The following is a 25,047-nucleotide window of genomic DNA, read 5'->3' on the forward strand; positions in this document are numbered from 1 at the left end:
CGAGAAGTTTCTCGGTTAGCTCGAAGCTTTATTGCCGTGGGCCGTCATGCTAGCGAAGATCGAACCGCATTACGCTTCAGGCAAAGGACGTGGGCGCAAACCGTTTCCGTTGGGTGCCATGTTGCATGTTCACGTCGTACAGATTCTCTATAACTACTCCGATCCGGCATACCCATGGGGAACAAGTGGAAGAGGCGCTGTATGAGATTGAATCGCTGCGGCGTTTTTGCGGTATCCGTCTGGAAGCCGTGCCGAATGAAGGCACGATTTTGCAGTTCCGGCACCGACCTCGACTAGAAATCAGGACAAAGCGCACGATCCCGAGATGCATGCCTGCAAGAAAGGCATTCAATGGTTAAATTCCACATTGTTGTCGATAGCGAAACCGGCTTGGTGCATACCTTCAAAGTCACCTCGGGCAACGTCAGCGACATCGCGGAAGCAGCCTCGTTGTTGCACGGCGAGGAACAGTTCGTCCACGGCGATGCGGGTATCAGGCCCGTTTGGCCTTTCTGGCAGGATTGCCAATGTCCTGCGCGGGGATGCCTACTAACGTCGTAGCCTGATTGCGTCTGCAATTGCCAAATAAGGCGCATTGCGAGCACAAATCGGACTGTTTTAGATCAATCATCAGTCAGTTTTTGAGTTTTGACCGGCTATTGAAACTGATGTATTTCAAAACAGCTATTATTCAGAGGTTCCATAACGAAAATGCAGAAGTGTGGAGCGTTAAAAAATTAAAACGCCAACATTGGTTCGGTATTTAAAGTTAGAAATTATTTCTAATTGCGGCAATGTTGGTTTTTTGACTTTGCGAGGGCTTAAATTTGAATAGTTCGCTTTTGCACACTGCGGGCGCGCAAAATAGCACTTATTACAAAGAAATTGATGGTATCCGTGCCATCGCAGTCATATTAGTTGTTTTATTTCATCTTGAGATCGCTGGCTTTAAGGGCGGTTTTGTCGGTGTTGATATATTTTTTGTAATAAGTGGCTACCTAATAACCGGATTATTGTTGGATGAGTTGTATCAGTCCCGTGTAAAAAATATTGACTATGGGTTGTTTTTGATTAGACGAGCTAAACGCATATTTCCGGCGTTGGCGTTTACTCTTTTTTTATCATTTTTTATAGCGGAGATATCGTTTAGACCGGACGATTTTGAACATCTTGGCGGTTCTATTTTTTATGCTTTGGTCGGATTGTCAAATATATTATTTTGGAGTCAATCTGGCTATTTCGACAAAGTGGCTTATCTAAAGCCCGCGTTGCATACTTGGTCTCTTAGCGTCGAGCTACAGTTTTACTTGATTTGGCCGATAATTGTTTTATTTTTGTTTCGCAGAGTCCCAAGAGCGCATTTAACTCAAGCATTTTTTTTGATTTCCGCTTTCAGTGTTTTGTTAAATATCGCTTATGTCAATAATCTTTTTGAAATTCAAAATAAACTCGGATTATATTTGTCCGTATCGTTTTCCAACGTTGAATCCTCGGCATTTTTTCTTATGCCATTTCGTATATTTGAATTTTCACTAGGAGCTGCTTTATTGGGTGTTGAACACAGTCAAAATCGTTCTGATTGGGTAAAAGAGGCTGCTGTATTTATTGGATTTTTAACAATTATGTATGCGGTTACGCAGCATAAAGATGAGCATGCTTATACTTGCACTTTTGCGCTACTCCCGTGTTTTGGCGCCGCATTAATAATATATGGCGCAAAAACATCTAGACTTTTCGGTGCGCTTTTGAGACATCCGTTAGTTTCTGGCTTGGGTCTAATCAGTTATTCAGTATACCTTATTCACTGGCCGACGATTGTATTTTATAAATATATAAAACCGGAGTCATGGAGCTTGCTTGATAAGGTCGCTGTATTGATTTTATCGATAGCTATCGCCGCTTTACTATACAAATTTATTGAAGCGCCTTTTAGAAGGATCGATTTTCAAAGCACTTCCTCCGGGCGACGTAAATTCTGGTCTGCTGTTTCATTGTCTTTAGTAATTGTTGGAGCTCCAGCATTGTATGTTTACTCTCATGATGGTTGGCGATGGCGTTTCCCTAAAAATGTCTCGTACTTATTATCAGGAACAAAAGATTCGTTAAGTACCTTGAAACCTCGGGCGCCAGGTTGCTCGTTCATAAATTTTAAAAACTTTGATCAAGCAGAATGTATTCGGCCTATTAATGGTAAGATCAATATATTGCTGATGGGAGATTCTGTAGCAAGTTATAGTTGGATGGGGTTGAATGAGAATTTGCCTAGAGAGCGATTTAATCTTCTTCAAGCAACACCGTCAAATTGTAGGCCTGGTGTTAATTGGGGAATGGATTACTGTCTTCAATCTAACCAATTTATGTTTGACTTTATTGAAAAAAACGCTATCGATTTGACGATATTTGCGTCGCTTGGCCCGGATTATAATAATTTCCGGGAAACTATTAGATACATGAAAGCAATTGGTAAGCCAGTTTTAGTAGTTGGGCAGCCATTTATATTTAAAGAGAAGCTAATTGATATAGTTGCTCGAGAGGCAAATGAGAAGTCCACCGAGTATGAGATTCAGTCTATTGCGCGAGACGGATTACTTTCTAATACTGTCGATTTGCGCCGGGCAATTCAAAAAATTGCAAATGAAGAAAATGTTGACTACTTCGATATTCAAGAACAGTTATGTGATGTCGTCGATGATTTATCTACTTGCAGCTTTATTATCGGAAATAGCTTGATTACAGCTGACAATAATCATTTAACGCCAGCTGCGTCAACTAAAATCTTTAAAAAGCTTGGAGGGATCATTCGTGCAAAATACCAAAATTTGAATGTGTTTTGAGTTTGACTGTAATAGAACGCTCATATGGTAATGAATTGAGTATGAATTCATTTAAGCCGCTAGTTTTAGGCGCTCCGCGTAGCGGTTTTGCCTTGCTTGCTAGCGTCGTTATTCATTTCTGCCGCTACTTGATTGCTATGCCTGCCAGCGCCAAAGAAGCGGGTGTGGACTTGGGTTATCCGGGCGTCGAGGTACCCGTGGTCACGATTTACAAAGCCCGGCAAAAACGCGGCGTGGATACCCGACGACTCAAAGGTGCCCTGAAACGCCGCAACGCCATCGAACCGATCATCGGCCACCTACAGAACGACGGACTAATGGGGCGCAACTACCTGAAAGGCGAAATGGGCGATGCGTTGCGTGCCATCCTGTGCGGTGCAGGCCACAACATCCGTTTGATCCTCAGGCGGTTGAGGATTTTTTGGCGTCATTTTGGGCAGTCGCTGTTTCGGCTAAGGGGCACATTTTCATCAGAGCAATTTTTATCGTTCGTGTGAGGGCGGTCCTCCCTGAAAAATTTTGGCTTTTTCAGGGAGGGCTATTTAATTCGTAACATTGAATTCACTGTATATTAATCAATGGCTTACGCATCGATTTTTCTTGATAAACTGCATTAATCAGAGGTTCCCTAGAGTGGCTATTAATATTCCGGTTAGTTATTGCTGGGCTTTTATGATGTAAGTCGATATTATATTGAGTTATAGATTTAAAAATAATTTGACGGCGTGTTGTTGCTGGATTTTTATTAAAGGCTAAGAAAAGAACAGCAAGCTGCATTTATAATGCGGCTGTTTATTTGAAGAATAAAATGGATAATTCGAAATTAAAATTTATAACAACGCTTTTTATTCCTGTAAAAAATGAAATAGATGCATTGAAAGTTATAATGCCGCGGATAGACAAAAGTTGGTGCGACGAGATATTGATTCTTGATGGTAGTTCTGATGATGGCTCAAAAGAATACCTTGTTTCTAAAGGATATAATGTGGTTCACCAAAAATCAAAAGGAGTTAAAGCGGCTTTTTGGGAAGCGTTTGAATTGGCTAAAGGTGATGTCATTATTCCGTTTTCGCCGGACGGTAACTCGATTCCAGAAGATATTCCAAGGCTAATTGAAAAGATAAACGCCGGTTATGATATAGTTGTAGCATCGAGATACAAAGGTGATGCAATTTCGGAAGATGATGATTTCATATCGGGAATTGCTAATAAATTTTTTACCAGTCTTATTAATATACTTTTCTCAACAAAATACACAGATGGGCTCGTGATGTACAAAGCATTCAAAAAGTCTCATCTATACACATTGGAAATAGATAAATTCAAGAGTGATTTTTCGGAAATAATGTTATTAACCCGTGGTGCTAGGTACGGTTTGAAGATAACGGAAATTTCTTCTTCTGAGCCCCCTAGAATAGGCGTGCAAGGAAGTCGGGCCCATCCTGGGGTGCTAGGAAAATATAAGAGCGCTCTTGTTTTATTAAAATCCATATTGCGAGATGCATTGTTTTATCATCCTAGTCTGAATAGATAACAAAACATACCGTAAAGAAACAGGTTGTATTATTCTAAAGAGCCTCTGATTAATTCAGTTTTTCAAGAAAAATCAATGCGCAAGCCATTGGATTTAATTGGTACGGAAATTCATGTTAACGAATTAATCAGAGGCTCTCTAATGCAACAAACTAACGAGTAAAATTCATCCGGTTTTGCATTGGCTGCTCTTTAGTTCATCTATGATTTGAGTGTCGTATTCAATTTTCTTGTTTCTGGCGTACTTTTTTATATTGCCTATCGGGGGAATCAAATAATAAACAGGAAAAAGTTTGACGATCATCGCTTCGGTTGTCGTCATGCCGCGGGATTGGGGTGTTGATCAGTCGCGGTATTTGGGTGAGGCGTTGAGCAATGGGATAGCGTTGTTCGCCAGTTTATCGGCCATTTTTACCAATGTTTAAACGCCGTATCGGCCAGTGCCGCTAGTAGTTAAAATCTATGAGAAAATCCACTTATAAACGATCAGGCTACATGCTTGAAAACTCGCGCCAAGAAGAGAATGCAGAAAAACCAACTGAACGCGGATTTGGAATAACTTTTTCTGTCGTATTTTTAATGATAGCCTTTTTAAGGCTACATCGAGTCCGTGACTTTTATGATTATTGGTGGCTGACGGGGCTATCCCTTGCCGCCATTTTTCTGTTCCTGGCTTATTTTTGGATGGCGCCACTACGTCCTCTTAATAATCTTTGGTACCGTCTGGGTCTCGTTTTATCTTATTTAATTAATCCCGTCATAATGGGAGCCGTTTTCTTATTGACTATTCTGCCTGTTGGGCTATTAATGCGCCTCCTCAAAAGAGATTTACTCAAGCTGAGATTTGATCGCAAAGCGCCAACATATTGGCAAAATCGCCCGCTTATTGCGGGTAAACAACAAAATATGAACAATCAATTCTAATGTGGAATTAGTAATGCTGAATATCTTACGAGAACTTTGGGTCTTCCTCTCCATGCGAAAGAAATATTGGCTATTACCGATCATATTCGTACTAGCCTTGGTCGGCGGTCTGGTCGTTTTAAGCCAAGGCTCCGCGATCGCGCCATTTATCTACGCCATATTTTGAAGTTTGCCGAAGAAAGCGTGAATATATTAGGTATCTCGGCGTTTTATCACGATAGCGCGGCCTGTGTGATTGTAGACGGTCGGATAATCGCCGCGGCGCAAGAAGAGCGGTTTACCCGCAAAAAACATGATGCAGCTTTTCCTAAAAATGCAATTGAATATTGCCTGAACGCGGCTGGTAAAAATCTGGATCAAATTGAGTATGTTGTATTTTACGACAAGCCTTTTTTAAAATTCGAACGACTTCTTGAAACCTATATTGCTTTTGCTCCACGTGGTTTTCAATCATTTTTAACGGCAATGCCGATTTGGCTCAAAGAAAAGCTGTTTCAAAAGCTATTACTGCGGGATGAGTTGAAAAACCTGGGTGCGGATTCGAATATAGAAAGTCGTTTGCTATTCGCCGAACATCACCAAAGTCACGCGGCCTCCGCTTTTTTTGCCTCACCATACGAGGAAGCCGTTGTATTAACTATGGATGGCGTCGGCGAATGGACAACGACTTCAGTAGCAATCGGATGCGGCAACCGTTTGGAGGCAGTGAAGGAAATTCATTTCCCTCATTCGATTGGTCTTTTATATTCGGCATTTACCTATTATCTTGGCTTTAAAGTCAACTCTGGCGAATACAAGGTAATGGGACTGGCGCCCTACGGCGAAACAAAATATGTCGACGTTATCCTGAGTAAGCTCCTTGATCTAAAAGCCGATGGGAGTTTTCGGCTGGATATGCAATATTTTGATTATTGCACTGGCCTCAAGATGACTAACAAAAAGTTCGACGCGCTTTTTGGTGATCCGCCGCGAAAGCCCGAGCAGCCTTTGACCCAGAAGCACATGGATATTGCCGCATCTATTCAATGGGTTACGGAAGAAATAGTGCTTCGCTTGACGCGAGCCCTATTCAATGAAACCGGCCGTAAAAATCTTTGCCTTGCCGGCGGCGTCGCACTTAATTGTGTGGCTAACGGCAGAATCTTGCGCGATGGTAAATTCGAAAACATTTGGATTCAACCGGCCGCGGGTGACGCCGGAGGTGCGGTTGGCGCCGCTTTGGCCGCTTATTACACGCATTGCGACAAACCGCGCCGGACAAATGGAAAAGATGCAATGTCCGGCACGTACCTTGGGCCGAGTTACAATGATAGTGAGATTGAACAACAGCTCTCCAGCGCAGGCGCGCGCTTCGAAAGGCTAAGCGACGCCGATTTGATTACGGCCACCGTAGATGCGTTGGTAGCGGGAAAAGCCGTTGGATGGTTTCAGGGGTGCATGGAATTTGGCCCTCGAGCGCTGGGAGCTCGCTCCATCCTTGGCGATCCGCGTAATCCGGCGATGCAGAAAACATTAAACCTAAAAGTAAAGTATCGCGAAAGCTTTCGTCCTTTTGCGCCGGCTATATTGCGTGAGGATATGGCTGAGTGGTTTGAACTCGATTGCGACAGCCCATATATGCTTTTCGTCGCCAATGTAGCCAAAGACAAGCGAACGGAAGTAACGGAACAGGAGTCGGCGCTGTTCGGGATCGATAAACTTAATATACCGCGCTCCGAAATACCCGCAGTGACCCATGTAGACTATTCAGCAAGAATCCAATCCGTGGATCGCGAAACCAATCCGAGGTTTCATGAACTCCTCTCCGCATTCAAAGCCCGCACTGGATGCCCTGTACTCATTAACACCAGCTTCAACATTCGAGGGGAACCCATCGTTTGCAGCCCGGAGGATGCGTTTCGTTGTTTCATGGGCTCCGAGATCGAATTACTGGTCATTGAGAACTACATTCTCTACAAAGAAAAACAGGATAACCGTCTGAAAACAAATTACAGCACCACTCTTGAGCCGGATTAACCACGGCTTGATTATTAGAAAACCAACGCATTACTTGAATAGCAACTGATTTTTGAATTAAAAACTGCCAATGAAAACAAGTCTTTCCTCCCTGTCTTGTTTGAGAAATAGATTTTCCCAATACACACCAGTTGGCCAGCCGCCAAAAATAACGACGGCACTCCAAAGTCAAGTGATTGGAATTTCATAGATCAAACTTTCGCTAAGGTTGCCATGCCACAAACTAATAAAAAATTCCTATCGATAATTTTGCTCTGCCTGTCGTCGGCAATCGCTCTCGGTCTCGCAGAAGGTCTCCTGCGCATAAAAAACAGTTCAATGACCAACTACGATATCGAGATGTGGCGCTACGGCAAGGAACTAAAAACCCGCCGCCCTGAGCCTATGCTTGACTTCGATCATGTCAGGTCAAAATCGGCGATATTGCAGAATGTCGAAATTCGCCTCAACGAGCATGGGTTGCGCGGTGCCCCGCTTTCTGCTTTGCCGCCTGGCGGACGAAGAATTCTCTTTCTCGGTGCCTCCATCACATTTGGCTGGGGAGTTTCTGAACAGGACACCCTTGAAGCCAGACTTGAGACGGCGTTAAGCGCTATCGACAAACAGCCCGTACAGGTGCTTAACGCCGGCGTCGGCAACTACAACACAGAGCGCTACGTTTCCCGTTTTTTTGATGAGCTTACCGGCCTGCATCCGACCGATATCGTCGTGCATTATTGTCTGCGCGACGCTGAAGACCTGCCTGCTGGCGGAGATAATTTGTTGTTACGTCACAGTCAACTGGCGGTGATCTTATGGGGCGTCTATCACCGGTTCTTCGATAAGAACGGAGAACAATCAATGGTGCAGTACTATCGCGACGTCTATCAGCCAGAAGCGCCCGGCATGCTCAAAATGAAAGAAAAGCTCAGACAACTTTCGGAGTATGCCAAAGCGAATAATATTCGGATATATCTGGCTATGACGCCAGCCACATTCAATTTAGTTGACTATAAATTCGATTTTGCCCATGACATTATGAAACAGGTAGCCGCCGAGTACGGCTACATTTATTGCGACCAACTGCCCACAATGAAAGGTTTGCCTCCGAAAGACATTTGGGCAATGCCGACCGATCCGCACCCCAATGCACTAGGCCACCGGCTGATGGCCGAGGCAATCCTGCCAACGCTTTCGCAATCAGGCAGCTCCTCAGTGAACAAGTAAACAGGATGGGGAATGCTATTTAGTTCACCGATATTTTTTGTATTTTTTTCCGTTTACTTCCTGCTCCACTTCATCATTCCCAAGCAATTTAGAATTTACCTGATCATTCTTGGCAGTACGATTTTTTATGGATGGTGGCGAATCGAATACATATGGCTGCCTTACTTATTGACGGCAATCGCCTACCTCGGCGTCATTTGGATGAATGGCGCGGTCAATCCAGTCGCACGCAAACGCCGGGCGGTTGCGTGCGTCATCGGTTTATTTTTGCCGCTGGTTTTCTACAAGTACACGGATTTTTTCTTTAGGGAACTGATCGGACCGTTCGTTGGTATGCAAGACAATTTGCTCAATCTGCCGCTGCCGCTTGGTTTGTCTTTCGTCACCTTTACCCTCACGGCCTATGTCATCGATATCTACAAAGGCAAGTTTCCGGCAACGTCATCCGCATCGGCAGTGCTCGCCTATGTCTTATTCTTTCCGCATCTGATTGCCGGACCGATTCTTCGGCCCTACGAACTGCTGCCGCAACTCGAACGTCAGCGCATGGCGACCCTACGCCGGTTTGCCGTGCCGCTGGCGATTTTTTCGCTTGGTTTGGTCAAAAAGCTGGTGTTTGCCGATCAGGCCGGTTTTGCGGTTAATGATGTTTATAACCAAAATGGAACGCTTGGGGCTCTGGACGCGCTGTTGGCGATTTACGGATTCTCGGTTCAAATTTATTGCGACTTCAGCGGATATACCGACATGGCGATTGGACTTGCGCTCGCCATCGGAATCCGTCTACCTAATAACTTCCGTCGGCCTTACGCCGCGCGTTCACTCAGCGACTTATGGGGACGGTGGCATATTACGCTGTCATTTTGGTTTCGTGACTATCTTTTCCAGCCGCTCGGCGGCTACCGGTACGGACGGTTCAAGGCTGTCCGAAATATATTGATCACCATGCTGTTAAGCGGTTTATGGCATGGTGCGAATTGGACCTTTTTGATCTGGGGCTTGCTGCACGGCATCGGTATATCGGTTAATTATTTGTTGCGGCCCGCCTTACGCAGATTGCCATCCGGCAAAATGCCCGATTGGATTGGGGTGTTGCTGACATTTCATTTTTTCGCTTTTGCAGCGGTCTTCTTTCGTAGCCCGACTATTGCAAAAGCGCTAGACATCTGGGCGGCCCCCTTTATCGGTGGTTGGGGCGGGATTGATTCGTTCGCCAACAATAATATTTTTCCGTTGTTGTTGATCTTGGTGTTCTTCGCGCTACACCGGTTTGACGACATCAGGCGGATCAAAATTGCGGTTCATTACGCTCAGCCTGAATTTATATGGATTGCGCTGGCTTTCTGTTGGCTTGTGGCGATCACAATAAGTCAAGGAAATACTGCGGCTTTTATCTATTTCGATTTCTGACGAATTGCACGAAACAAGGCTTACCCATAAGCCGCCTACGACCCAAAACCGGGTATTCAGCACAGAGACTGGAAACTCCGAATCAACCGATAAGTTTGAGGATGTTGCTTATAGGTATGATTGGAGTCAAGCCCTTTAAAGAACAATAACAAACCTTACAAGAGAACGTGTTGATGGCGGTGAAATTCGACAGAATATCCAATTTGATCATTGTCCTTGTGACTCTTATAGTTACGAGTTATTTAATAGAAATATGTAGTCAGCTCATCATAAAAAAACTACCGGCATATGATTCCCGGTGGGTTTTCAGGGCAAAAAAACCACCGGCATATTCTGATTCGCCTTACTTTAGCGCGGAATTTATGCATGAATCCTCTAACGGAGAAAAAGGAAAATTTGATGATAAAGTCCGTAGATTAGTAAATTTTGAAGGTAAGTATATCAATGTGATTGACGGGCACCGTCGGACGGCGTTTGTTCCGGAAGACGCGAAAAATACTGTATACATTTATGGCGCGTCCACAATATATTCGCAGGAAGTACCGGACGAATACACTATCCCGAGCATAGTGCAGCGCAAGATCAACGAAATTACGACTCAATATAAAGTCGTGAATTACGGTGTCTCATCCATGAACTCCGAGCAGCAACTTTTTTTCTTACACGAAACAACGCTAAAAGAAGGTGATATTGTAATATTTTTCGATGGTGGCTGCGATATTATATATAAAGTATACAACGATTATGAATATGGTCTCAATATAAACACTCTACGGAATTCAGAAAAACCGGGTGTCCTTGAATCACGAATATTGCCGGTTTTAGAGAAATTAAAATTAATACACTTTGCCGAACTTCTCAAATATATCAAACAGCAGTCGCCCCCTCTACATACGCGCAATGCCGAAGAGGTAAACGCAAGGGCGATTAAGGCGAGCGAGAATTTTGCCAATAATATTCGCTTAGCGCATCAATACAGCAAAGCGTCGGGCTCTGATTTTTATCATTTTCTTCAACCGTCCATCTTTTCTCTTAAATCTCGCACTAAACACGAGCAATTTCTTATTGATAACTTCTTGTTGACCCCTCCAGGAATGGAGTTTGTGTATACGCATAGCATTGACAAGTTTGCTAACCAGAGTGACGCATTGAATGCCGATGGAATTATATCGGTAGATTTGAGAAGTGTTCTTGATAATAGACAAGGTGAGGTGTTTCTGGATTTCGCCCATACGACCGGACGCGCAAATGAAATTATTGCTACAGCTATTTTTTCAATGGTCAGGTGGAAACGGTAGTAAGGCATGACTGAAACTGCTCCTAAACATGTTACAGGCAACTACTTTCCTTCTGACCTAGTCATCATTCTGAGTCTGCATGCCTGTCTATTCTGGACTCTTGCAGCAGCCAATCTGCCATTGGCCCACGACACGATGATTAACTTCCAGATGTTTGGTACGGTCTATCGCGAATTTTTACTCTCGGATGAGTTTCCACTTTGGTTACCATTTACCAGTCAGGGTGTCACGGCGGATTTTGCCTATGCATTCACGTTCACGCCGGCCTTTTATGCTGCCGTTTTTTTGGGAAAACTCTTTTCCGTCACTGACACGCTATTACTGTTTCGGTTCGGACTTTATCTCGAAGAAACTTTGCTGATCTATGGCCTCTACCAGCTGTCCTCACTTTTCCATAGGCACCGCATCAGCCCTATCATCATTGGCATCACTGGTGTGCTGTCAGTTTCTTGGGGGACGCAGATTCATTGGAACTTCCACCTGATTTATCTGTATCCATTGTTGTTGTATCACACCGCCCGGTATCTACGGGGTGAAGGCTTGGAACATTTAGCGTTCGCGCTGATTGTGATGACTCTAGGCGGGCTTTTTTATACGCAGATATTCATTGCGGCCACGCTGGGCGCGTTCGTCTGTATCTGGCTGCTTCTATTCCGGCCTCAAATGCCGTCACTTCTACGCTTCGCGATTCCGAATCCAGGAGGGCGGGTAATCGTCTGCGTAGCGCTGGTCATCGCTTTTATGAACGTTCAATTTGCCCGGCATGTAATCGACGGCATGCAAAGCTTCACTTCCCTGCGGCAGGCCAACGGGTCTGTCGGGCTGGATATCTTCTTGACTTATGGGGGATATGTATCACCCGTGAAATTTATGGAGTTCATCTATGCGGCACCGGTTCGTTTTGCTTTTGTTGCCTACAGCGGTCTCTTCACCATACTGTTCGTGACGTTTGCCCTGATACACGCAAGGACAAAGGCCTTTGGGGTGTTCGTGCTTTTAGTGGGGTTGGTGCTGCTATTTTCTCTGGGGGCTTCTGGGGGGGTGGCGGAAATTGCCTATAGGTTTTTCCCCACGATGGATAAATTTCGCCACATCGGATTTGTCACGCCGGTCGCGAAGATTCTGCTTATCGTTGCTTCGGGATTTGGTATTGATCATTATCTGGAAAATAGGTCCGCACGTGGCCGTAACACATTGTTCCTTACCTCGCTCACTATTGCATTGGGTGCGGTTTTTGTCATGGTCGATGCTGAGCATGGATGGCAGTATGCCTACGCGAGCGATTCCAGCCTGGATATACCTTTCGCCTTTCATTATTGGCAGTGGGCTATCGTTGTATTATTTGTCCTGGTGGCATTTGGGCTTGGGACTAAGCTCGTTACGCGCGATATACTGGGCCCCGGTCTTCTGGTTTGCGTTTTGCTGGAAATGATGAGTTATAAGTTCATGCTGGAGTGGCGCGCCCCGGCCATGGCGCCAAATTGGTTCAGGCATTGGCAGTCTCTCCGTCACGCCTACGATGTGCGTCCCTTGCTTTATAGCTCGATGCGCCGAAGAGAAATCGAGCAGGACATCATTCATCAGTTATCCCTGATGGAGGTATGGGGGGCTCGCAACAGCTTGGGATACGGAAGCTTGTCGCTCGATCTGTGTTTTCCGGTTCACCGCGTGGATATGATAAGTACGCCATTTGATTCGCTTATTCGGACACGTCTTGCCGTAACGGACGGGCAGTCTCCGCAGGAATATTTCACACTTGGAAGCGTCGTTAACGATACTGCGCTAATGGCTGCAATTGGCTGTGAAACGCCAAAACTCTATTTAGCTCGTACGCCGGTTCTCACAGATAACGACGCCCAGGTGAGACATATCATCAATACTGCGGCGACTCTGTACGAAACGCCGGTCGTCCGGACTAGTCATCCAGGTTGGTCCGACGCGATGCCAACTTCATCATCGGCCATTTCTGCGGACGTAATTACAATTCGCCGTTTCAGTGCCAACCAACTGATAGCCAATACTGAGATACCTGTTGGTTCAAACAGATTCCTGATTTATTTGGATAGCCTGCATCCAGGCTGGCAAGCCCAGATCGATGGTCATCCCGCGCCAATTCTTCCGGCCAATATTGCCTTTAAGGCCTTAGAATTGACTCCCGGGTACCATGAGGTGACATTCCGCTTTACCGGAGGCTCCCGATGGACCGCTGCGACGATTTGGATCAATTATCTTTTAACGATTGTTCTACTCTTGACGATTGTAGGCGTCTACGGGAGGTATATGTTGTCAAGGATATCCTCGCTTTTCTTGCGGCCTGATTCAGTTTGTAGCCAAAATCCCGAAGATGCCTCGAAAAAGCCTTCGCAATAAGAGTATCGAAACGGTCGAAACCGATTGCAATCCAACAGGTTGCGCTCCATCAACGGCTTCGCAAAGGCAGGTAGAGTTTTTACAATCTCTCGGTTTTTGATTTGTCCATATTTGACGTTGGGGGATCGATCTGGTTGTTTTTATTGAGTATTGGCTATAAAAAGTGCGATCTGTCTTCAAGTCTGATTCCAGTTACAATTTGAAATTCCAACTCGTGTTGTCTAACTAAGGCTGTTATGATTCAGTTCATGTTGCCGAAGGGCAAATTTTTTTGGTGCCAATATTGTTGCGTGCTAAAACTACCTTAGTTTATGGAAAAACGGAATATCAAATCTCTAATTCGAGAGAGGGGAATATCTGATCGTCAACTTTAAATTTTGTTTAATGGCTTATTCAAGATCGGCTGGATTTCTTGGAAGTTTAGATGGTATCGAGGCGTTATGAAAAATGCGCTGATTTCCCTCCTATTACCTAGCCGCGGCCGCTTGCAACGCGCCAACGACTTTTTACAAAGCGTTCTCGAGAATAGCGAGTATCCGGAATATGTGGAAGTTATTGTTTACCTGGACGAGGATGATTTTGCTAGCCACTCGATGGAATGCCCCGGGTTAACCATTAAACGTATTATAGGACCTCGGGCAACCATGGGCGCCTACAATACCGCCTGTTATGAAATGGCGCGTGGAGATATTGTCGTTCTTGCCAACGACGATATGATTATTCGCACTAGTGGTTGGGACAGCATAATACGCCAATTACATGACAGTATTCCGGATCGTATCTATCTGGCCTATGGAAACGATTTATTTAAGAAAGGAAATCTTTGCACATTCCCTATCCTTTCCCGAAAAACTTGCGAGATTTTAAGAGAGCCTTTTCCAATGATTTATAAAGGTGCCTTCATCGATTATCACCTTATGGACATTTTTAAGCGTTTGGAGAAACTGGGCCTTAAACGTATTCGCTATTTACCTGAGCTTATATTCGAGCATATGCATTATCGGGCAGGAAAGGCGCCCATGGATGATACCTACCGGCAGCGAGGAAGGTTTGCAGATGATGGCGATTTCTTGTCGCTAATCACCATGCGGGCAAATGGTGCCAGGGCATTATCTGAAGTGAGTCAGAAGGAAACGGTGCCGGCCGCTTTGGATGATTGTGTTCCGAGTTCAGTGCCTCATGGAATGCTGGGTGTCGCAAGCTATATCACACGTTTTATTTTTTTGGATAAAGGTTTGCCGTTGCGCTGGCGCTTATCGTTATGGATATGGTTTTTGGGCAGGCAACTGGCCGCTCACGGTTTGCTGAAACCGTTTGTTTGACGGGTTAGTCGTTCTATGACGAAAACTTACGCAAAACCTGCATTGTTCCTGGATCGCGACGGCGTTATCAACGTCGAAAAGAATTACGTCCACCGTATCGAAGATTTTGAATTTGTTGACGGCATTTTCGACCTATGCCGTCTGGCAACCCGCTTGGGCTTGGTGTTGGTGGTGGTGACCAATCAGGCCGGCATCGGACGGGGCTTTTATACGGAAGCGCAATTTCACGCGCTTACGGCCTGGATGAGTGAGCGCTTCGCGGCGGAAGGTGCGCCGTTGGCAGCGGTGTATTTTTGTCCGTTTCATCCCGAGCACGGTGTTGGCGACTACAAACGTGAGTCTTTCGAACGCAAACCCAATCCGGGGATGATGTTGCGGGCTCGCGACGAACTTGGTTTGGATCTGTCCCGTTCCCTGCTTTTGGGCGACAAACATTCCGATATCGTTGCCGCAAAAGCGGCGGGGGTTGGCGTGACGCTGTTGCTGGGAGAGGATGCCAACGACGCCCGACCGACTGTGGCTATATATTCGCTTGCCGAGGCTTGCTCAGTTCTCGATCAGCATTATTTGAAGGGGCAACATGACGACGTTTTCTGATTTTTGCATTATCGGCGGGGGTATCGTCGGTTTCGCAACTGCACTGACGCTGCAGGAACGCCATCCCGACGCTCGCATTGTGTTGTTGGAAAAAGAGGAGATGCCCGGTCGACATCAGACCGGTCACAACAGCGGCGTCATACATGCAGGTATTTATTATGAGCCGGGGAGCCTGAAGGCGCGTCTGTGTAGGGAGGGGTTGGTGGCGACCAAGGATTTTTGCCGCACGCATGGGATTCCCTACGACGAATGCGGCAAGCTTATCGTAGCGACTGACAGCGTGGAGCACGAACGGATCAATACACTGTATGACCGCGCGATTGCTAACGGATTGCAATTAGAACGCCTCGACGGAGCTGAGCTTGCACGCAGTGAGCCAAATATTCGTGGGATTGCTGCCTTGTATAGCCGGGAAACGGCGATTGTCGATTACGGCTTGGTATGCCGTAAAATGGCCGAACAAGTGGTGCAAGGCGGTGTGGTGGTGCGTTACGGTTTGCAGGTGGATCGTATTGAGGAGAGTACCCACTACGTTGAGGTCGGGGGCGGCGGAGAGCTCTTTCGCGCAGGCCAATTGATCGTCTGCGGCGGTTTGCAAGCCGACCGGTTGGCCCGCTTGGCAGGCCTGGATGTTGATTTTCGTATCGTGCCCTTTCGCGGCGAATATTTTCAATTGCCTCAAGCCAAAAACGCGGTCGTCAACCACCTCATTTATCCGGCGCCCGACCCGGCGCTGCCGTTCCTGGGGATTCACTTGACCCGTATGATAGACGGGAGCGTGACTGTGGGGCCAAACGCGGTGATTGGTTTCGCCCGCGAAGGCTATCCCAAGTTATCGTTTTCCCGGCGAGATTGCGCAGATTTTTTAGGATTTCCTGGGTTCTGGAAATTGATTTATCGCTACCGCCACCACGCGCGGCAAGAGTTGGTGACGTCGTTGAGCAAACGGGCTTACCTTCGGAAATGCCGCAAATATTGCCCGTCGTTAAGCGTTGAAGATTTATTGCCGTTCCGGGCGGGTATCCGTGCTCAGGTTGTTACCAATGAAGGCCAGGCCGTCCACGATTTTCTGTTTAAGCAGACCGAGCGCATGCTGCACGTCTGCAATGCACCTTCGCCGGCCGCGACTTCAGCACTTCCCATCGGCAGAATGATTGCGGAACGTTGCCAAGCCATTTAGCGGGCCTTGAATAAATGGGTCTTCATCGGCGCGGGCTGCCAATTTGCGGATTATGGTTTTATCATCCGATTTCGATTAGTTGCTTTTTGTAAAGCAACTCCCGGCGTAATAACGCCGCTTTGCGTTCCAAACCCCAGCGATAACCCGATAATTTTCCGTCAATCCTTAATACCCGGTGGCATGGTATGGCTATGGCCAAAGGATTGGCGGCGCAAGCGCTTGCCACCGCACGCGCCGAATTCGGCGAACCTATGCGCCGAGCAATCTCGCTGTAACTAGCGGTGGCACCGACAGGGATTTCCCGTAATGCCTGCCAAACGCGCTGTTGGAACGGCGTTCCGCCTGTATCCAATGTCAGCGCCAGTCCTTGCTCCGGTATGTCGATAAATTGTCGCAATGCGGCGAAAATGCGTTCGAATTCGAGTGAGCCGTCTATAAACTCCGCTTCAGGATATTTATCCTGGAAGGCTGTGGTTAAATCCTCCGGAGCATCGCCCAAGGCTATTGCGCAAACGCCGGTTGGTTTAACCGCCACTAGCAGCCAGCCCAACGGACACATCCCGGTTGCAAATCGAATTTGGTTGCCGGGTTCACCGTTATGGTTCGGAGAAATAGTATTGTTCATATTTAGTCCCAATTTATGCTGGCCTACGGCAACAGTGTTTGGCAAAATTTGCTGTTAGCATGTTACTTAACAAAATAATGAAAAAATTACTGAATCAAAGCTTTTTAACCAACTTTATCTCCCTGCTGATTATCGCTGTCGGCTATGTCAGCCCGTTTTATCCGGAAACGCTGAAAGCAATTGGTTTTTTTGCATTTTCCGGGGCAATTACCAATTGGTTGGCTATTCATATGCTGTTCGAAAAGGTGCCGTTTTTGTATGGCTCGGGGATTATCCCGGCGCGTTTCGAAGAGTTTAAAGCATCGATCAAGGCCTTGATGATGCAGCAATTTTTCACGGTGGAAAATATCGAACAGTTCATCGAAACGGAAGAGCAGCAGGGCGGCAAGGTGTTGAATTTGCAACCTTTGCTAAATGCTGTCGATTACGACAAGGTTTACGAAGGCTTGGTATCTTCCATTATGGCTTCTTCGTTTGGTGGCATGTTGTTGATGATGGGCGGCGAAGAGGCGTTATTGCCGCTAAAACAACCTTTTACCGAAAAAATGCAGCATACCCTCTCGGAAATGGTGGAGTCAGAACGGTTTAAACACGCTTTACAGCAAGGATTGAATGCGCACAAGATTGGCGAGGATTTGACCGGCAAAATCGAAATGGTGATCGACAGGCGTTTGAGCGAATTAACGCCGCAATTGGTCAAGGAAATGGTGCAATCCATCATCAAGCAACATTTGGGTTGGCTGGTGGTGTGGGGCGGCGTATTCGGTGGGATATTGGGCGCAATCTTCGGTTTTGCTTGAGCGCAGTGACGATGACGACCATCGAACTGGCTTACGATAGTTTCGGCGAACCCGGCGACACGCCATTACTGATTGTGCATGGTTTTCTGGCCGCCTCGCGTAACTGGCGTTCGGTGGCCAAACGCCTAGCGGAGCAGCGGCATGTTTATGTGTTGGATATGCGCAACCACGGCAGTTCGCCGCATGCCGAGGTGCTGGATTATCCCAGTATGGCCGCCGACTTGTTGGCTTTTATGGATAGCCATGAGATTCCCTGTGCTCATTTACTCGGGCATAGCATGGGGGGCAAGGCGGTGATGTGGTTTGCCTTGCATCATCCGCAACGAGTCGCTGGTTTAATCGTTGCGGACATCGCGCCGGTCAGTTATCAGCATAGCTTCGACGATCTGGTCGACGCTCTGAGCCGTTTGCCAGTCAATAGCATCGGCAACCGAAAGCAGGCCGAAGAGGCGCTAGCCGAGGCGGTTCCGGATCTGGCCTACCGGCAGTTTTTGCTGCAAAATCTGCTGCTGAAAGACGGCAATTACTACTGGCGGATCAATCTGGATATTATTCAAAAAAATGCCCATCACATTGTCGGCTTTCCGGAAGTCGGCGAACGCCGGTTCGTCCGGTCGGTGTTATTCATCGGTGGCGGCAATTCCAAATATCTGGATGAAGAAGCGATTTATGCAGTGTTTCCGCAAGCAAAGATCGCGAAAATTCCAGATACCGGCCATTGGTTATACGTTGAGGCGCCGGATGCGTTTTGTCGCTTGGTGGAGGATTGGTTGCTGGCCGCTTAGCGCTTAAGTGCTTGATCTAGGCTGGTTTAGAACCTTGGTACACTGGCGATAAATCGCAAGGACGATAAGCTTGCTACCGCAATTTAGCTAGTTCAGTGCGGAGCGGTAACAGATGACAGATAGTTCATATCAACACATTCAAGGTATCAAACGAGGCAAACTTGCGGTGCCGCTTGAGGATTTGTTGCTCACACAGGCCGAACACGGGCTCAGCGATTATTTGTCGCTTTCGCTAAGCCATTGCGGTGAATTAACCAAAGTTAGTATCACTACGACCGATGTCGAGCCGCTAACCTACTCCGCTTTTATTCGAGCCTCTGCGCCACTGGATTTTGCTGCGGTAGTGTTTGTGGCGCAGCCGGTTAAGCTGGGTGAGCTGAGCGATCATCGAACGTTGCCTGATAAAAGAAAAGCTTGTGTTAGAATCGCGCGGCTTGCACCGTTTTGGCGAGTGTTGCGGCAAAAGGGATCGCAACGCCGGCGCTGAGACGCGGCGATAGCTGATGGTTGGTACGCCGAGCCATCACACTTTTTCTTAACTTTTTATTTGAAACGCCCATGAACAAACCCAAAAAAGTTGCAATCCTCACGGCCGGCGGTTTGGCGCCTTGCCTGAACTCCGCTATCGGCAGCCTGATTGAACGCTACACAGAAATTGATCCTAGCATCGAAATTATTTGCTACCGTGGCGGCTACAAAGGTCTGCTGCTGGGTGACTCCTATGTTGTGACCGATGAAGTCCGCAAAAAAGCCGGCTTGCTGCAACGTTTCGGCGGTTCAGTGATCGGCAACAGCCGCGTCAAGCTGACCAATATCAAAGACTGCGTGAAACGCGGTTTGGTGAAAGAAGGCGAAGACCCGCAAAAAGTCGCTGCCGACCAGTTAATTAAAGACGGCGTCGATATTCTGCACACTATCGGCGGTGACGATACCAATACTGCGGCGGCCGATTTGGCCGCATTTCTGGCGAAAAACAACTACGGTCTGACCGTGATCGGTTTGCCAAAAACCGTCGATAACGACGTATTCCCGATCAAACAATCCCTGGGTGCCTGGACTGCCGCCGAACAAGGCGCACGTTACTTCATGAACGTGGTGGCCGAGAACAATTCCAACCCACGCATGCTGATCGTCCACGAAGTGATGGGCCGTAACTGTGGCTGGCTGACCGCCGCGACCGCGCAGGAATATCGCAAATTGCTAGATCGCGCCGAGTGGCTGCCTGAGCTGGGCTTGTCTCGTGAATCGTATGAAGTGCATGCGGTATTCGTTCCGGAAATGGCTATCGATCTGGAAGCCGAAGCGGCGCGTTTACGCGCGGTGATGGACAAAGTCGATTGCGTGAATATCTTCGTGTCCGAAGGCGCCGGTGTGGAAGCTATCGTTGCCGAACTGCAAGCTAAAGGCCAAGAAGTGCCGCGTGATGCGTTCGGCCACATCAAGCTGGATGCAGTCAATCCGGGCAAATGGTTTGGCGAGCAATTCGCGCAAATGATCGGGGCGGAAAAAACCCTGGTGCAGAAATCCGGTTATTTCGCCCGCGCTGCTGCTGCTAATGTTGATGATATGCGTCTGATCAAATCTTGCGCTGACCTGGCCGTGGAATGTGCCTTCCGCCGCGAATCCGGCGTGATGGGCCACGACGAAGATAACGGCAACATATTGCGCGCTATCGAGTTTCCACGCATCAAAGGCGGCAAGCCGTTCAATATCGATACCGACTGGTTCACCCAAACGCTGGCGGAAATTGGTCAGAAAAAGGGCGGCAAAGTCGAAGTCAGCCATTAATAAAGTTTTGGCTTGATCATAGGGGCGGATTTATCCGCCCTTTTTTATTTACTGGAAGCGAATAAATTCGCCTCCACCGCCAAGTTTCACAAGCCCAATTCGCTTAAGCCGGCATGATCGTCGGGTCGCCGGCCCAGCGGCCAATGGAATAAACGATCATCGGCCTTAATCAGCAAATCGTTGATGCTGGCAAAGCGACGCTGCATTAATCCGTATTCGTTAAACTCCCAATTTTCGTTGCCGTAGCTGCGAAACCAGTTGCCGGCATCGTCATGCCACTCGTAAGCGAAGCGCACCGCGATACGGTTGTCGGCAAAAGCCCATAATTCTTTGATTAGTCGATAATCCAATTCCTTGGCCCATTTGCGCTGTAAAAACTCACGAATTTGCCCGCGACCTACCGGAAACTCGGCGCGATTGCGCCAGCGGCTGTCTTCGGTATACACCTGCACGACGCGATCCGGATCGCGACTATTCCAGGCATCTTCTGCCATGCGGACTTTTTGCTTGGCAGTGTCGGCGGTAAAGGGCGGTAGAGGCGGTTTGCTATCCATCGTTGAGCTCCTGACTGGGGTGAGAAAGTAAGTAGACAGGTTTGTCTACTTGTGGCGATGGTAGCAATTGTAGACAGACTTGTCTACAATCGAAACATGATCTCTGATTCCACCACACTGCTGTCGGACCGCCCGCCTCGCGAGCGGATATTACTGGCCGCGCATGATTTGTTTTATCGCGACGGCATCCGCGCCACCGGCATCGACAAAGTAATTGCCGAGTCCGGCGTGACGAAGGTGACGTTTTACCGGTATTTCCCCAGCAAGAATGATTTGATTCGGGCGTTTTTGGCTTACCGGCACGACCTGTGGATGGCCTGGTTTAACGATGCCTTACAGCGTCACGGCGGGCAAGCGGGTGCGGGATTGATGCCGCTGGTGGCGACTATGGCAGAATGGTTTCGCAAGCCTATTTATCGCGGCTGCGCGTTTATCAATACCGTCGCCGAATTGGGCGGCGTGTTGCCCGATGTGCTGGAAATTTGCTACCAGCATAAACAAGATATGGTGCGGGTAATTGCCGAACTGTTGCCGGATGGCCCAAACCGGCAGCAGCTGGCGAATGCGGCTGCGGTGGCGATAGACGGCGCGATTGTTAAAGCGCAGCTGGAAGCGCCAGAGGTCGCGGAAAAGCAGTCCCTAAAAAGCTTGGAGACGCTATTAGTTGCACTGAATGCCTTCGCGCAATCAACGCCGGCGGTTAAAGCGCCGGACGACTAGTTTTTCCAGGCCTATCGCTACGTAAATAACCGAGCTAACCCCCAAAATCAACAGCCACTCCTCCCGACCGATTGCCTCGCTGCCGAATAAGGCCTGCATCGTTGGCCAATAGGTAAACAGCAGTTGCAGCAAAATCATGCTGACGACACCAAAAATCAGCCATAAATTGGAAAAAACGCCGACTCGGAACATCGAGTAATTTAGCGAGCGGCAGTTGAATAGGTAAAACAATTCGCCAAACACAAACACATTGACGGCGACTGTGCGGGCCTTAGCTAGGGTTGCGTTTTGCGATAGTTCCCATTCAAACAAGCCGAACGCGCCGGCCAGCAACAACAGGCCGACCAGACAGATACGAAACATTAGGCGTTTGGTCAGGATAGCTTGCTTGGGATTGCGTGGCTTATGGAGCATCAGACCCGGTTCCTTGGGTTCGAAAGCCAACATTAAACCCAGCAGTACTGCGGTGGTCATATTGATCCAGAGAATTTGCAGGGGTGTAATCGGCAACGCCACATTGGCGAACACCGCGGCGGTAATCACCAGGCCCTCACCGAGATTGGTCGGTAAGGTCCAGGCGATGAATTTGACCAGATTGTCGAACACGCCGCGGCCTTCTTCGACGGCGGCTTCGATGGTGGCGAAATGATCGTCGGTCAGCACCATGGCCGCCGCTTCCTTGGCGACTTCGGTGCCGCCCATGCCCATTGCTACGCCGATGTTGGCTTGTCGCAGCGCCGGGGCATCGTTGACGCCGTCGCCGGTCATGGCTACCACGTGACCGTTGGCCTGCAAGGCTTGCACCAATTGCAACTTTTGCTCCGGCGCGATGCGGGCAAAGACATCGCAGTCTTTGACGTGTTTGCGATAGTCGGCTTCGCTGTAGTGTTGCAAGTCGGCGCCGCTGATCACACGTTCGGTATGGTGCATGTTGAGCTGCTTAGCGATGGCCAGCGCGGTGACGGGATGGTCGCCAGTGATCATCTTCACCGAGATGCCGGCCTTATAACAGGCGGCAATGGCTCGGGCAGCTTCGGGGCGGGGTGGATCGATCATGGCTTGCAAGCCCAAAAAGGTCAGGCCGCCACCCACTTCGCGATGTTCAACCGCATCGTCATCATGCTCAGCGCGCGCAAAAGCCAGGACTCTCAAGCCTTGTGCGGCAAAGGCTTCGGCTTGTTGGTTAAGCCCGTTTTTATCCAGCGGAACCAATCGCATATCGGCGGAAAAGGCCTTGTCGCAGCGCTGTAACAGGCTTTCCAGCGAGCCTTTTAAATAAATATGCCGGGCGTCTTCGGCCAGGTTGTGATGCAGAGTGGCCATGAATTGGTACGCGGATTCGAACGGAATGGCGTCCAGGCGCGGATGGTCGCCGCTGACGCTGGCTTGATGCAGACCGGCTTTGTGGGCGGCTACCAGCAAGGCGGCCTCGGTAGGGTCGCCTTCGATACGCCAGTTGTCGGTGTCGGCGATTAATCTGGCGTCGTTGCACAGCAGGCCGGCTTTTAAACATTCCAATAGTGCTGGTTTAAGGGACGGGTCGACCACTTGGTTATGGTTTGTAAATTCACCGTCCGGCGTGTAGCCGCTACCGCTGACCTCGAATATTTCACCGCCTGCTTGCACGAATTGCACGGTCATTTGGTTTTGCGTCAAGGTGCCGGTCTTGTCGGAGCAAATCACCGTGGTGCTGCCCAGGGTTTCCACCGCCGGCAGTTTGCGGATGATGGCGTTGCGTTTGGCCATACGCGAGACGCCGATAGCCAGCGTAATCGTCAGCGCCGCGGGCAGACCTTCCGGGATGGCGCCGACAGCCAACGCCACGGAGGCCATGAACATGTCCAACATGGTTTCGCCGCGCCAGACGCCGACCGCAAAGGTAATGGCCGCGCAGCCGACGATCACCCAGAGCAACAATTGACTGAATTGGCTCATTTTTAGCGTTAGCGGCGTTTCCAGCGGTTCGGCGCTGCCGATCAGCTTGTTGATGCGGCCAATCTCGGTGTTATCGCCGGTACTGACTACCACGGCCAGTGCACTGCCGTAACTGACCAGCGTCGAGGAATACGCCATATTGGCGCGATCAGCCAATAAGGTGGCCGAGGGTAGAGTCTGTGCCTGCTTTTCCACCGGTACCGATTCGCCGGTTAGCGCGGATTCGTCGATTTTCAGTTCGCGGCTTTGCAAGAGGCGCAGATCGGCAGGCACCTTGTCGCCGGATTGCAGGAATACCAAATCGCCGGGAACTAACTCGGCAGCAGCAATACTTCGGCGCTGGCCGTCACGCAGGACGTTGCTGCTGATATTCAAGGTCTGAGCCAGGGCGTTAATGGCTTTCAGCGCGTTCGCTTCCTGAACGAAGCCGATCACCGCATTGATAATGACCACACCGAAGATGACGCTACTGTCGGTCCATTCCTCTAAAAAAGCGGTGGTGGCCGCGGAAAACAGCAGGATGTAGATCAAGGGCTGATGAAATTGCGCCAATAGCAAAAGCAAAGGGCCTTTGCCGCGGCGAGCGGTCAGGCGGTTGGCGCCGCTAGTCGCTCGGCGTTTTTGCGCTTCCTCGCTGCTCAGGCCTTGACCCAGCTCTACGCCGAAATGCGTTAATACGGTTTCCGGCGTTTGGCTGTGCCAGTTGGCTTTAGGGTAATGGTCCATATGCTCAGATTGATAGTTGAAAATGGCGTTGGCGTAGTTGCCCCAAGGCTAAATTAGCCTGAGGTTAAAACCATAAGTTGACAAAGAATACTTTGTGCTTGTTCCCTAAAAGGGATGGGGTTATAGTCCATTCCCGAGGTCTATGGCCTCATTCTAAATTAAAATAAAAACAAATAGTTGGAGGTATATATGGGCGGAGTTATCGAATTAGTGGTGTTGATGTTGATTATTGCCATCTTCGCTTTCGCACCGTTGGGGTATTTCATTTACATGTACACCATGAAGAATGGCGAACCGTTCGGCGACATCGAGCCGCACGGCGATAGCGATTCGGCGCTATTGAGAAATGTCAGCAAAGCCATTCTGATGGTTAAAGGCAAACTGGGAAAAAATTAATTACGTCTTATTTGCCAGCAATAGAAAG

At 48.3% G+C, this 25,047-nt stretch carries 26 protein-coding genes; 22 read left to right on the top strand and 4 right to left on the bottom strand.

Translation table 11 applies throughout. The annotated features are described in order from the left end of the window. Positions 1-125 precede the first annotated feature (125 nt). From ACMXD4_RS03210 to ACMXD4_RS03225, 4 genes are all read left to right on the top strand, one after another. Entirely contained in the window at positions 126-359 is a 234-nt protein-coding gene (locus ACMXD4_RS03210) for a transposase (RefSeq protein ID WP_415879825.1), read from the top strand. Next, positions 352-561: a transposase gene (locus ACMXD4_RS03215; RefSeq protein ID WP_415879826.1), complete on the top strand. Its 210-nt coding sequence runs from the start codon at positions 352-354 to the stop codon at positions 559-561. Before ACMXD4_RS03210 ends, ACMXD4_RS03215 begins: the two co-directional genes overlap by 8 nt. 266 nt (positions 562-827) lie before the next feature. Further along, positions 828-2,834 carry an acyltransferase family protein gene (locus ACMXD4_RS03220; RefSeq protein ID WP_415879827.1) on the top strand — a complete coding sequence of 669 codons (2,007 nt, stop codon included), beginning with the start codon at positions 828-830 and terminating at the stop codon, positions 2,832-2,834. A 41-nt stretch (positions 2,835-2,875) separates the two neighbouring features. Further along, positions 2,876-3,331, top strand: a complete 456-nt coding sequence (locus ACMXD4_RS03225) for a hypothetical protein (RefSeq protein WP_415879828.1) — start codon at positions 2,876-2,878, stop codon at positions 3,329-3,331. Between the two features lie 64 nt (positions 3,332-3,395). On the opposite strand, the gene ACMXD4_RS03230 is transcribed toward ACMXD4_RS03225, so the two are convergent. Further along, entirely contained in the window at positions 3,396-3,611 is a 216-nt protein-coding gene (locus ACMXD4_RS03230; RefSeq protein ID WP_415879829.1) for a hypothetical protein, read from the bottom strand. 31 nt (positions 3,612-3,642) lie between these two features. On the opposite strand from ACMXD4_RS03230, the gene ACMXD4_RS03235 reads away from it, so the two are divergent. The 12 genes from ACMXD4_RS03235 (at position 3,643) to lhgO (ending at position 16,690) form a co-directional block, all read left to right on the top strand. After that, positions 3,643-4,368: a glycosyltransferase family 2 protein gene (locus tag ACMXD4_RS03235; protein ID WP_415879830.1), complete on the top strand. Its 726-nt coding sequence runs from the start codon at positions 3,643-3,645 to the stop codon at positions 4,366-4,368. Between the two features lie 292 nt (positions 4,369-4,660). Next, positions 4,661-4,792, top strand: a complete 132-nt coding sequence (locus ACMXD4_RS03240; protein WP_415879832.1) for a hypothetical protein — start codon at positions 4,661-4,663, stop codon at positions 4,790-4,792. A gap of 37 nt (positions 4,793-4,829) precedes the next feature. Further along, positions 4,830-5,291, top strand: coding sequence for a hypothetical protein (locus ACMXD4_RS03245; protein WP_415879833.1), 462 nt, complete (start codon positions 4,830-4,832; stop codon positions 5,289-5,291). A 52-nt stretch (positions 5,292-5,343) separates the two neighbouring features. After that, positions 5,344-5,457 carry a DUF5989 family protein gene (locus ACMXD4_RS03250; protein WP_230410266.1) on the top strand — a complete coding sequence of 38 codons (114 nt, stop codon included), beginning with the start codon at positions 5,344-5,346 and terminating at the stop codon, positions 5,455-5,457. Between the two features lie 17 nt (positions 5,458-5,474). Continuing rightward, on the top strand, positions 5,475-7,307 hold the full coding sequence (locus ACMXD4_RS03255; RefSeq protein WP_171697819.1) for a carbamoyltransferase: 1,833 nt from the start codon (positions 5,475-5,477) through the stop codon (positions 7,305-7,307). Positions 7,308-7,625: 318 nt separating this feature from the next. Continuing rightward, the gene (locus ACMXD4_RS03260) at positions 7,626-8,513 is read left to right on the top strand and encodes an SGNH/GDSL hydrolase family protein (RefSeq protein WP_415879834.1); all 888 of its coding nucleotides are present in this window, start codon (positions 7,626-7,628) and stop codon (positions 8,511-8,513) included. A 168-nt stretch (positions 8,514-8,681) separates the two neighbouring features. Beyond that, positions 8,682-9,923: an MBOAT family O-acyltransferase gene (locus ACMXD4_RS03265; protein WP_415879835.1), complete on the top strand. Its 1,242-nt coding sequence runs from the start codon at positions 8,682-8,684 to the stop codon at positions 9,921-9,923. 173 nt (positions 9,924-10,096) lie between these two features. Further along, positions 10,097-11,221: a hypothetical protein gene (locus ACMXD4_RS03270; protein WP_415879836.1), complete on the top strand. Its 1,125-nt coding sequence runs from the start codon at positions 10,097-10,099 to the stop codon at positions 11,219-11,221. Between the two features lie 6 nt (positions 11,222-11,227). Next, positions 11,228-13,591 carry a hypothetical protein gene (locus tag ACMXD4_RS03275; RefSeq protein WP_415879837.1) on the top strand — a complete coding sequence of 788 codons (2,364 nt, stop codon included), beginning with the start codon at positions 11,228-11,230 and terminating at the stop codon, positions 13,589-13,591. A 440-nt stretch (positions 13,592-14,031) separates the two neighbouring features. After that, positions 14,032-14,913, top strand: a complete 882-nt coding sequence (locus tag ACMXD4_RS03280; protein ID WP_415879838.1) for a glycosyltransferase family 2 protein — start codon at positions 14,032-14,034, stop codon at positions 14,911-14,913. A 15-nt stretch (positions 14,914-14,928) separates the two neighbouring features. Next, positions 14,929-15,510, top strand: coding sequence for a D-glycero-alpha-D-manno-heptose-1,7-bisphosphate 7-phosphatase (locus ACMXD4_RS03285; protein ID WP_101052035.1), 582 nt, complete (start codon positions 14,929-14,931; stop codon positions 15,508-15,510). After that, positions 15,494-16,690: an L-2-hydroxyglutarate oxidase gene (gene lhgO, locus ACMXD4_RS03290; protein WP_171696619.1), complete on the top strand. Its 1,197-nt coding sequence runs from the start codon at positions 15,494-15,496 to the stop codon at positions 16,688-16,690. The genes ACMXD4_RS03285 and lhgO overlap by 17 nt, the downstream gene beginning before the upstream one ends. Before the next feature lie 61 nt (positions 16,691-16,751). Here the strand turns inward: lhgO and ACMXD4_RS03295 are convergent, their stop codons facing one another. Then, positions 16,752-17,315 carry a methylated-DNA--[protein]-cysteine S-methyltransferase gene (locus tag ACMXD4_RS03295; RefSeq protein WP_415879839.1) on the bottom strand — a complete coding sequence of 188 codons (564 nt, stop codon included), beginning with the start codon at positions 17,313-17,315 and terminating at the stop codon, positions 16,752-16,754. 77 nt (positions 17,316-17,392) lie between these two features. Between ACMXD4_RS03295 and ACMXD4_RS03300 the strand changes: the two genes are divergently transcribed. The 4 genes from ACMXD4_RS03300 to ACMXD4_RS03315 all read left to right on the top strand — a co-directional run bounded on the left by ACMXD4_RS03300 (position 17,393) and on the right by ACMXD4_RS03315 (position 20,688). Next, entirely contained in the window at positions 17,393-18,115 is a 723-nt protein-coding gene (locus ACMXD4_RS03300; protein WP_171696617.1) for a DUF445 domain-containing protein, read from the top strand. A gap of 11 nt (positions 18,116-18,126) precedes the next feature. Next, positions 18,127-18,900 (top strand): alpha/beta fold hydrolase, encoded by a 774-nt coding sequence (locus tag ACMXD4_RS03305; protein WP_171696616.1) that lies wholly within the window; start codon positions 18,127-18,129, stop codon positions 18,898-18,900. A gap of 112 nt (positions 18,901-19,012) precedes the next feature. Continuing rightward, the gene (locus ACMXD4_RS03310) at positions 19,013-19,387 is read left to right on the top strand and encodes a hypothetical protein (RefSeq protein WP_171696615.1); all 375 of its coding nucleotides are present in this window, start codon (positions 19,013-19,015) and stop codon (positions 19,385-19,387) included. A 71-nt stretch (positions 19,388-19,458) separates the two neighbouring features. Continuing rightward, entirely contained in the window at positions 19,459-20,688 is a 1,230-nt protein-coding gene (locus ACMXD4_RS03315) for a pyrophosphate--fructose-6-phosphate 1-phosphotransferase (RefSeq protein WP_319960341.1), read from the top strand. Positions 20,689-20,774: 86 nt separating this feature from the next. Here the strand turns inward: ACMXD4_RS03315 and ACMXD4_RS03320 are convergent, their stop codons facing one another. Beyond that, positions 20,775-21,242 carry a DUF1348 family protein gene (locus ACMXD4_RS03320; RefSeq protein WP_415879840.1) on the bottom strand — a complete coding sequence of 156 codons (468 nt, stop codon included), beginning with the start codon at positions 21,240-21,242 and terminating at the stop codon, positions 20,775-20,777. Between the two features lie 96 nt (positions 21,243-21,338). On the opposite strand from ACMXD4_RS03320, the gene ACMXD4_RS03325 reads away from it, so the two are divergent. Continuing rightward, positions 21,339-21,962 carry a TetR/AcrR family transcriptional regulator gene (locus tag ACMXD4_RS03325; protein ID WP_415879841.1) on the top strand — a complete coding sequence of 208 codons (624 nt, stop codon included), beginning with the start codon at positions 21,339-21,341 and terminating at the stop codon, positions 21,960-21,962. On the opposite strand, the gene ACMXD4_RS03330 is transcribed toward ACMXD4_RS03325, so the two are convergent. Further along, entirely contained in the window at positions 21,930-24,623 is a 2,694-nt protein-coding gene (locus ACMXD4_RS03330; protein ID WP_415879842.1) for a cation-transporting P-type ATPase, read from the bottom strand. The two genes, ACMXD4_RS03325 and ACMXD4_RS03330, sit on opposite strands and share 33 nt — an antisense overlap. A 189-nt stretch (positions 24,624-24,812) precedes the next feature. On the opposite strand from ACMXD4_RS03330, the gene ACMXD4_RS03335 reads away from it, so the two are divergent. After that, positions 24,813-25,019 (top strand): hypothetical protein, encoded by a 207-nt coding sequence (locus tag ACMXD4_RS03335; protein WP_033156006.1) that lies wholly within the window; start codon positions 24,813-24,815, stop codon positions 25,017-25,019. Positions 25,020-25,047: the final 28 nt, after the last annotated feature.

This window comes from Methylomonas sp. TEB (assembly GCF_047777895.1).
In the GTDB taxonomy this organism is placed as follows: Bacteria; Pseudomonadota; Gammaproteobacteria; order Methylococcales; family Methylomonadaceae; genus Methylomonas.

Coding starts and splice junctions, on each gene's coding strand:
- ACMXD4_RS03305 (WP_171696616.1), top strand. CDS start 18,127: ATGACGACCATCGAACTGGCTTACGATAGTTTCGGCGAACCCGGCGAC.
- ACMXD4_RS03330 (WP_415879842.1), bottom strand. CDS start 24,623: ATGGACCATTACCCTAAAGCCAACTGGCACAGCCAAACGCCGGAAACC.
- ACMXD4_RS03295 (WP_415879839.1), bottom strand. CDS start 17,315: ATGAACAATACTATTTCTCCGAACCATAACGGTGAACCCGGCAACCAA.
- ACMXD4_RS03300 (WP_171696617.1), top strand. CDS start 17,393: ATGAAAAAATTACTGAATCAAAGCTTTTTAACCAACTTTATCTCCCTG.
- ACMXD4_RS03275 (WP_415879837.1), top strand. CDS start 11,228: ATGACTGAAACTGCTCCTAAACATGTTACAGGCAACTACTTTCCTTCT.
- ACMXD4_RS03270 (WP_415879836.1), top strand. CDS start 10,097: ATGGCGGTGAAATTCGACAGAATATCCAATTTGATCATTGTCCTTGTG.
- ACMXD4_RS03235 (WP_415879830.1), top strand. CDS start 3,643: ATGGATAATTCGAAATTAAAATTTATAACAACGCTTTTTATTCCTGTA.
- ACMXD4_RS03245 (WP_415879833.1), top strand. CDS start 4,830: ATGAGAAAATCCACTTATAAACGATCAGGCTACATGCTTGAAAACTCG.
- lhgO (WP_171696619.1), top strand. CDS start 15,494: ATGACGACGTTTTCTGATTTTTGCATTATCGGCGGGGGTATCGTCGGT.
- ACMXD4_RS03250 (WP_230410266.1), top strand. CDS start 5,344: ATGCGAAAGAAATATTGGCTATTACCGATCATATTCGTACTAGCCTTG.
- ACMXD4_RS03260 (WP_415879834.1), top strand. CDS start 7,626: ATGACCAACTACGATATCGAGATGTGGCGCTACGGCAAGGAACTAAAA.
- ACMXD4_RS03230 (WP_415879829.1), bottom strand. CDS start 3,611: ATGCAGCTTGCTGTTCTTTTCTTAGCCTTTAATAAAAATCCAGCAACA.
- ACMXD4_RS03225 (WP_415879828.1), top strand. CDS start 2,876: ATGAATTCATTTAAGCCGCTAGTTTTAGGCGCTCCGCGTAGCGGTTTT.
- ACMXD4_RS03320 (WP_415879840.1), bottom strand. CDS start 21,242: ATGGATAGCAAACCGCCTCTACCGCCCTTTACCGCCGACACTGCCAAG.
- ACMXD4_RS03315 (WP_319960341.1), top strand. CDS start 19,459: ATGAACAAACCCAAAAAAGTTGCAATCCTCACGGCCGGCGGTTTGGCG.
- ACMXD4_RS03210 (WP_415879825.1), top strand. CDS start 126: ATGTTCACGTCGTACAGATTCTCTATAACTACTCCGATCCGGCATACC.
- ACMXD4_RS03285 (WP_101052035.1), top strand. CDS start 14,929: ATGACGAAAACTTACGCAAAACCTGCATTGTTCCTGGATCGCGACGGC.
- ACMXD4_RS03310 (WP_171696615.1), top strand. CDS start 19,013: ATGACAGATAGTTCATATCAACACATTCAAGGTATCAAACGAGGCAAA.
- ACMXD4_RS03215 (WP_415879826.1), top strand. CDS start 352: ATGGTTAAATTCCACATTGTTGTCGATAGCGAAACCGGCTTGGTGCAT.
- ACMXD4_RS03335 (WP_033156006.1), top strand. CDS start 24,813: ATGGGCGGAGTTATCGAATTAGTGGTGTTGATGTTGATTATTGCCATC.
- ACMXD4_RS03325 (WP_415879841.1), top strand. CDS start 21,339: ATGATCTCTGATTCCACCACACTGCTGTCGGACCGCCCGCCTCGCGAG.
- ACMXD4_RS03280 (WP_415879838.1), top strand. CDS start 14,032: ATGAAAAATGCGCTGATTTCCCTCCTATTACCTAGCCGCGGCCGCTTG.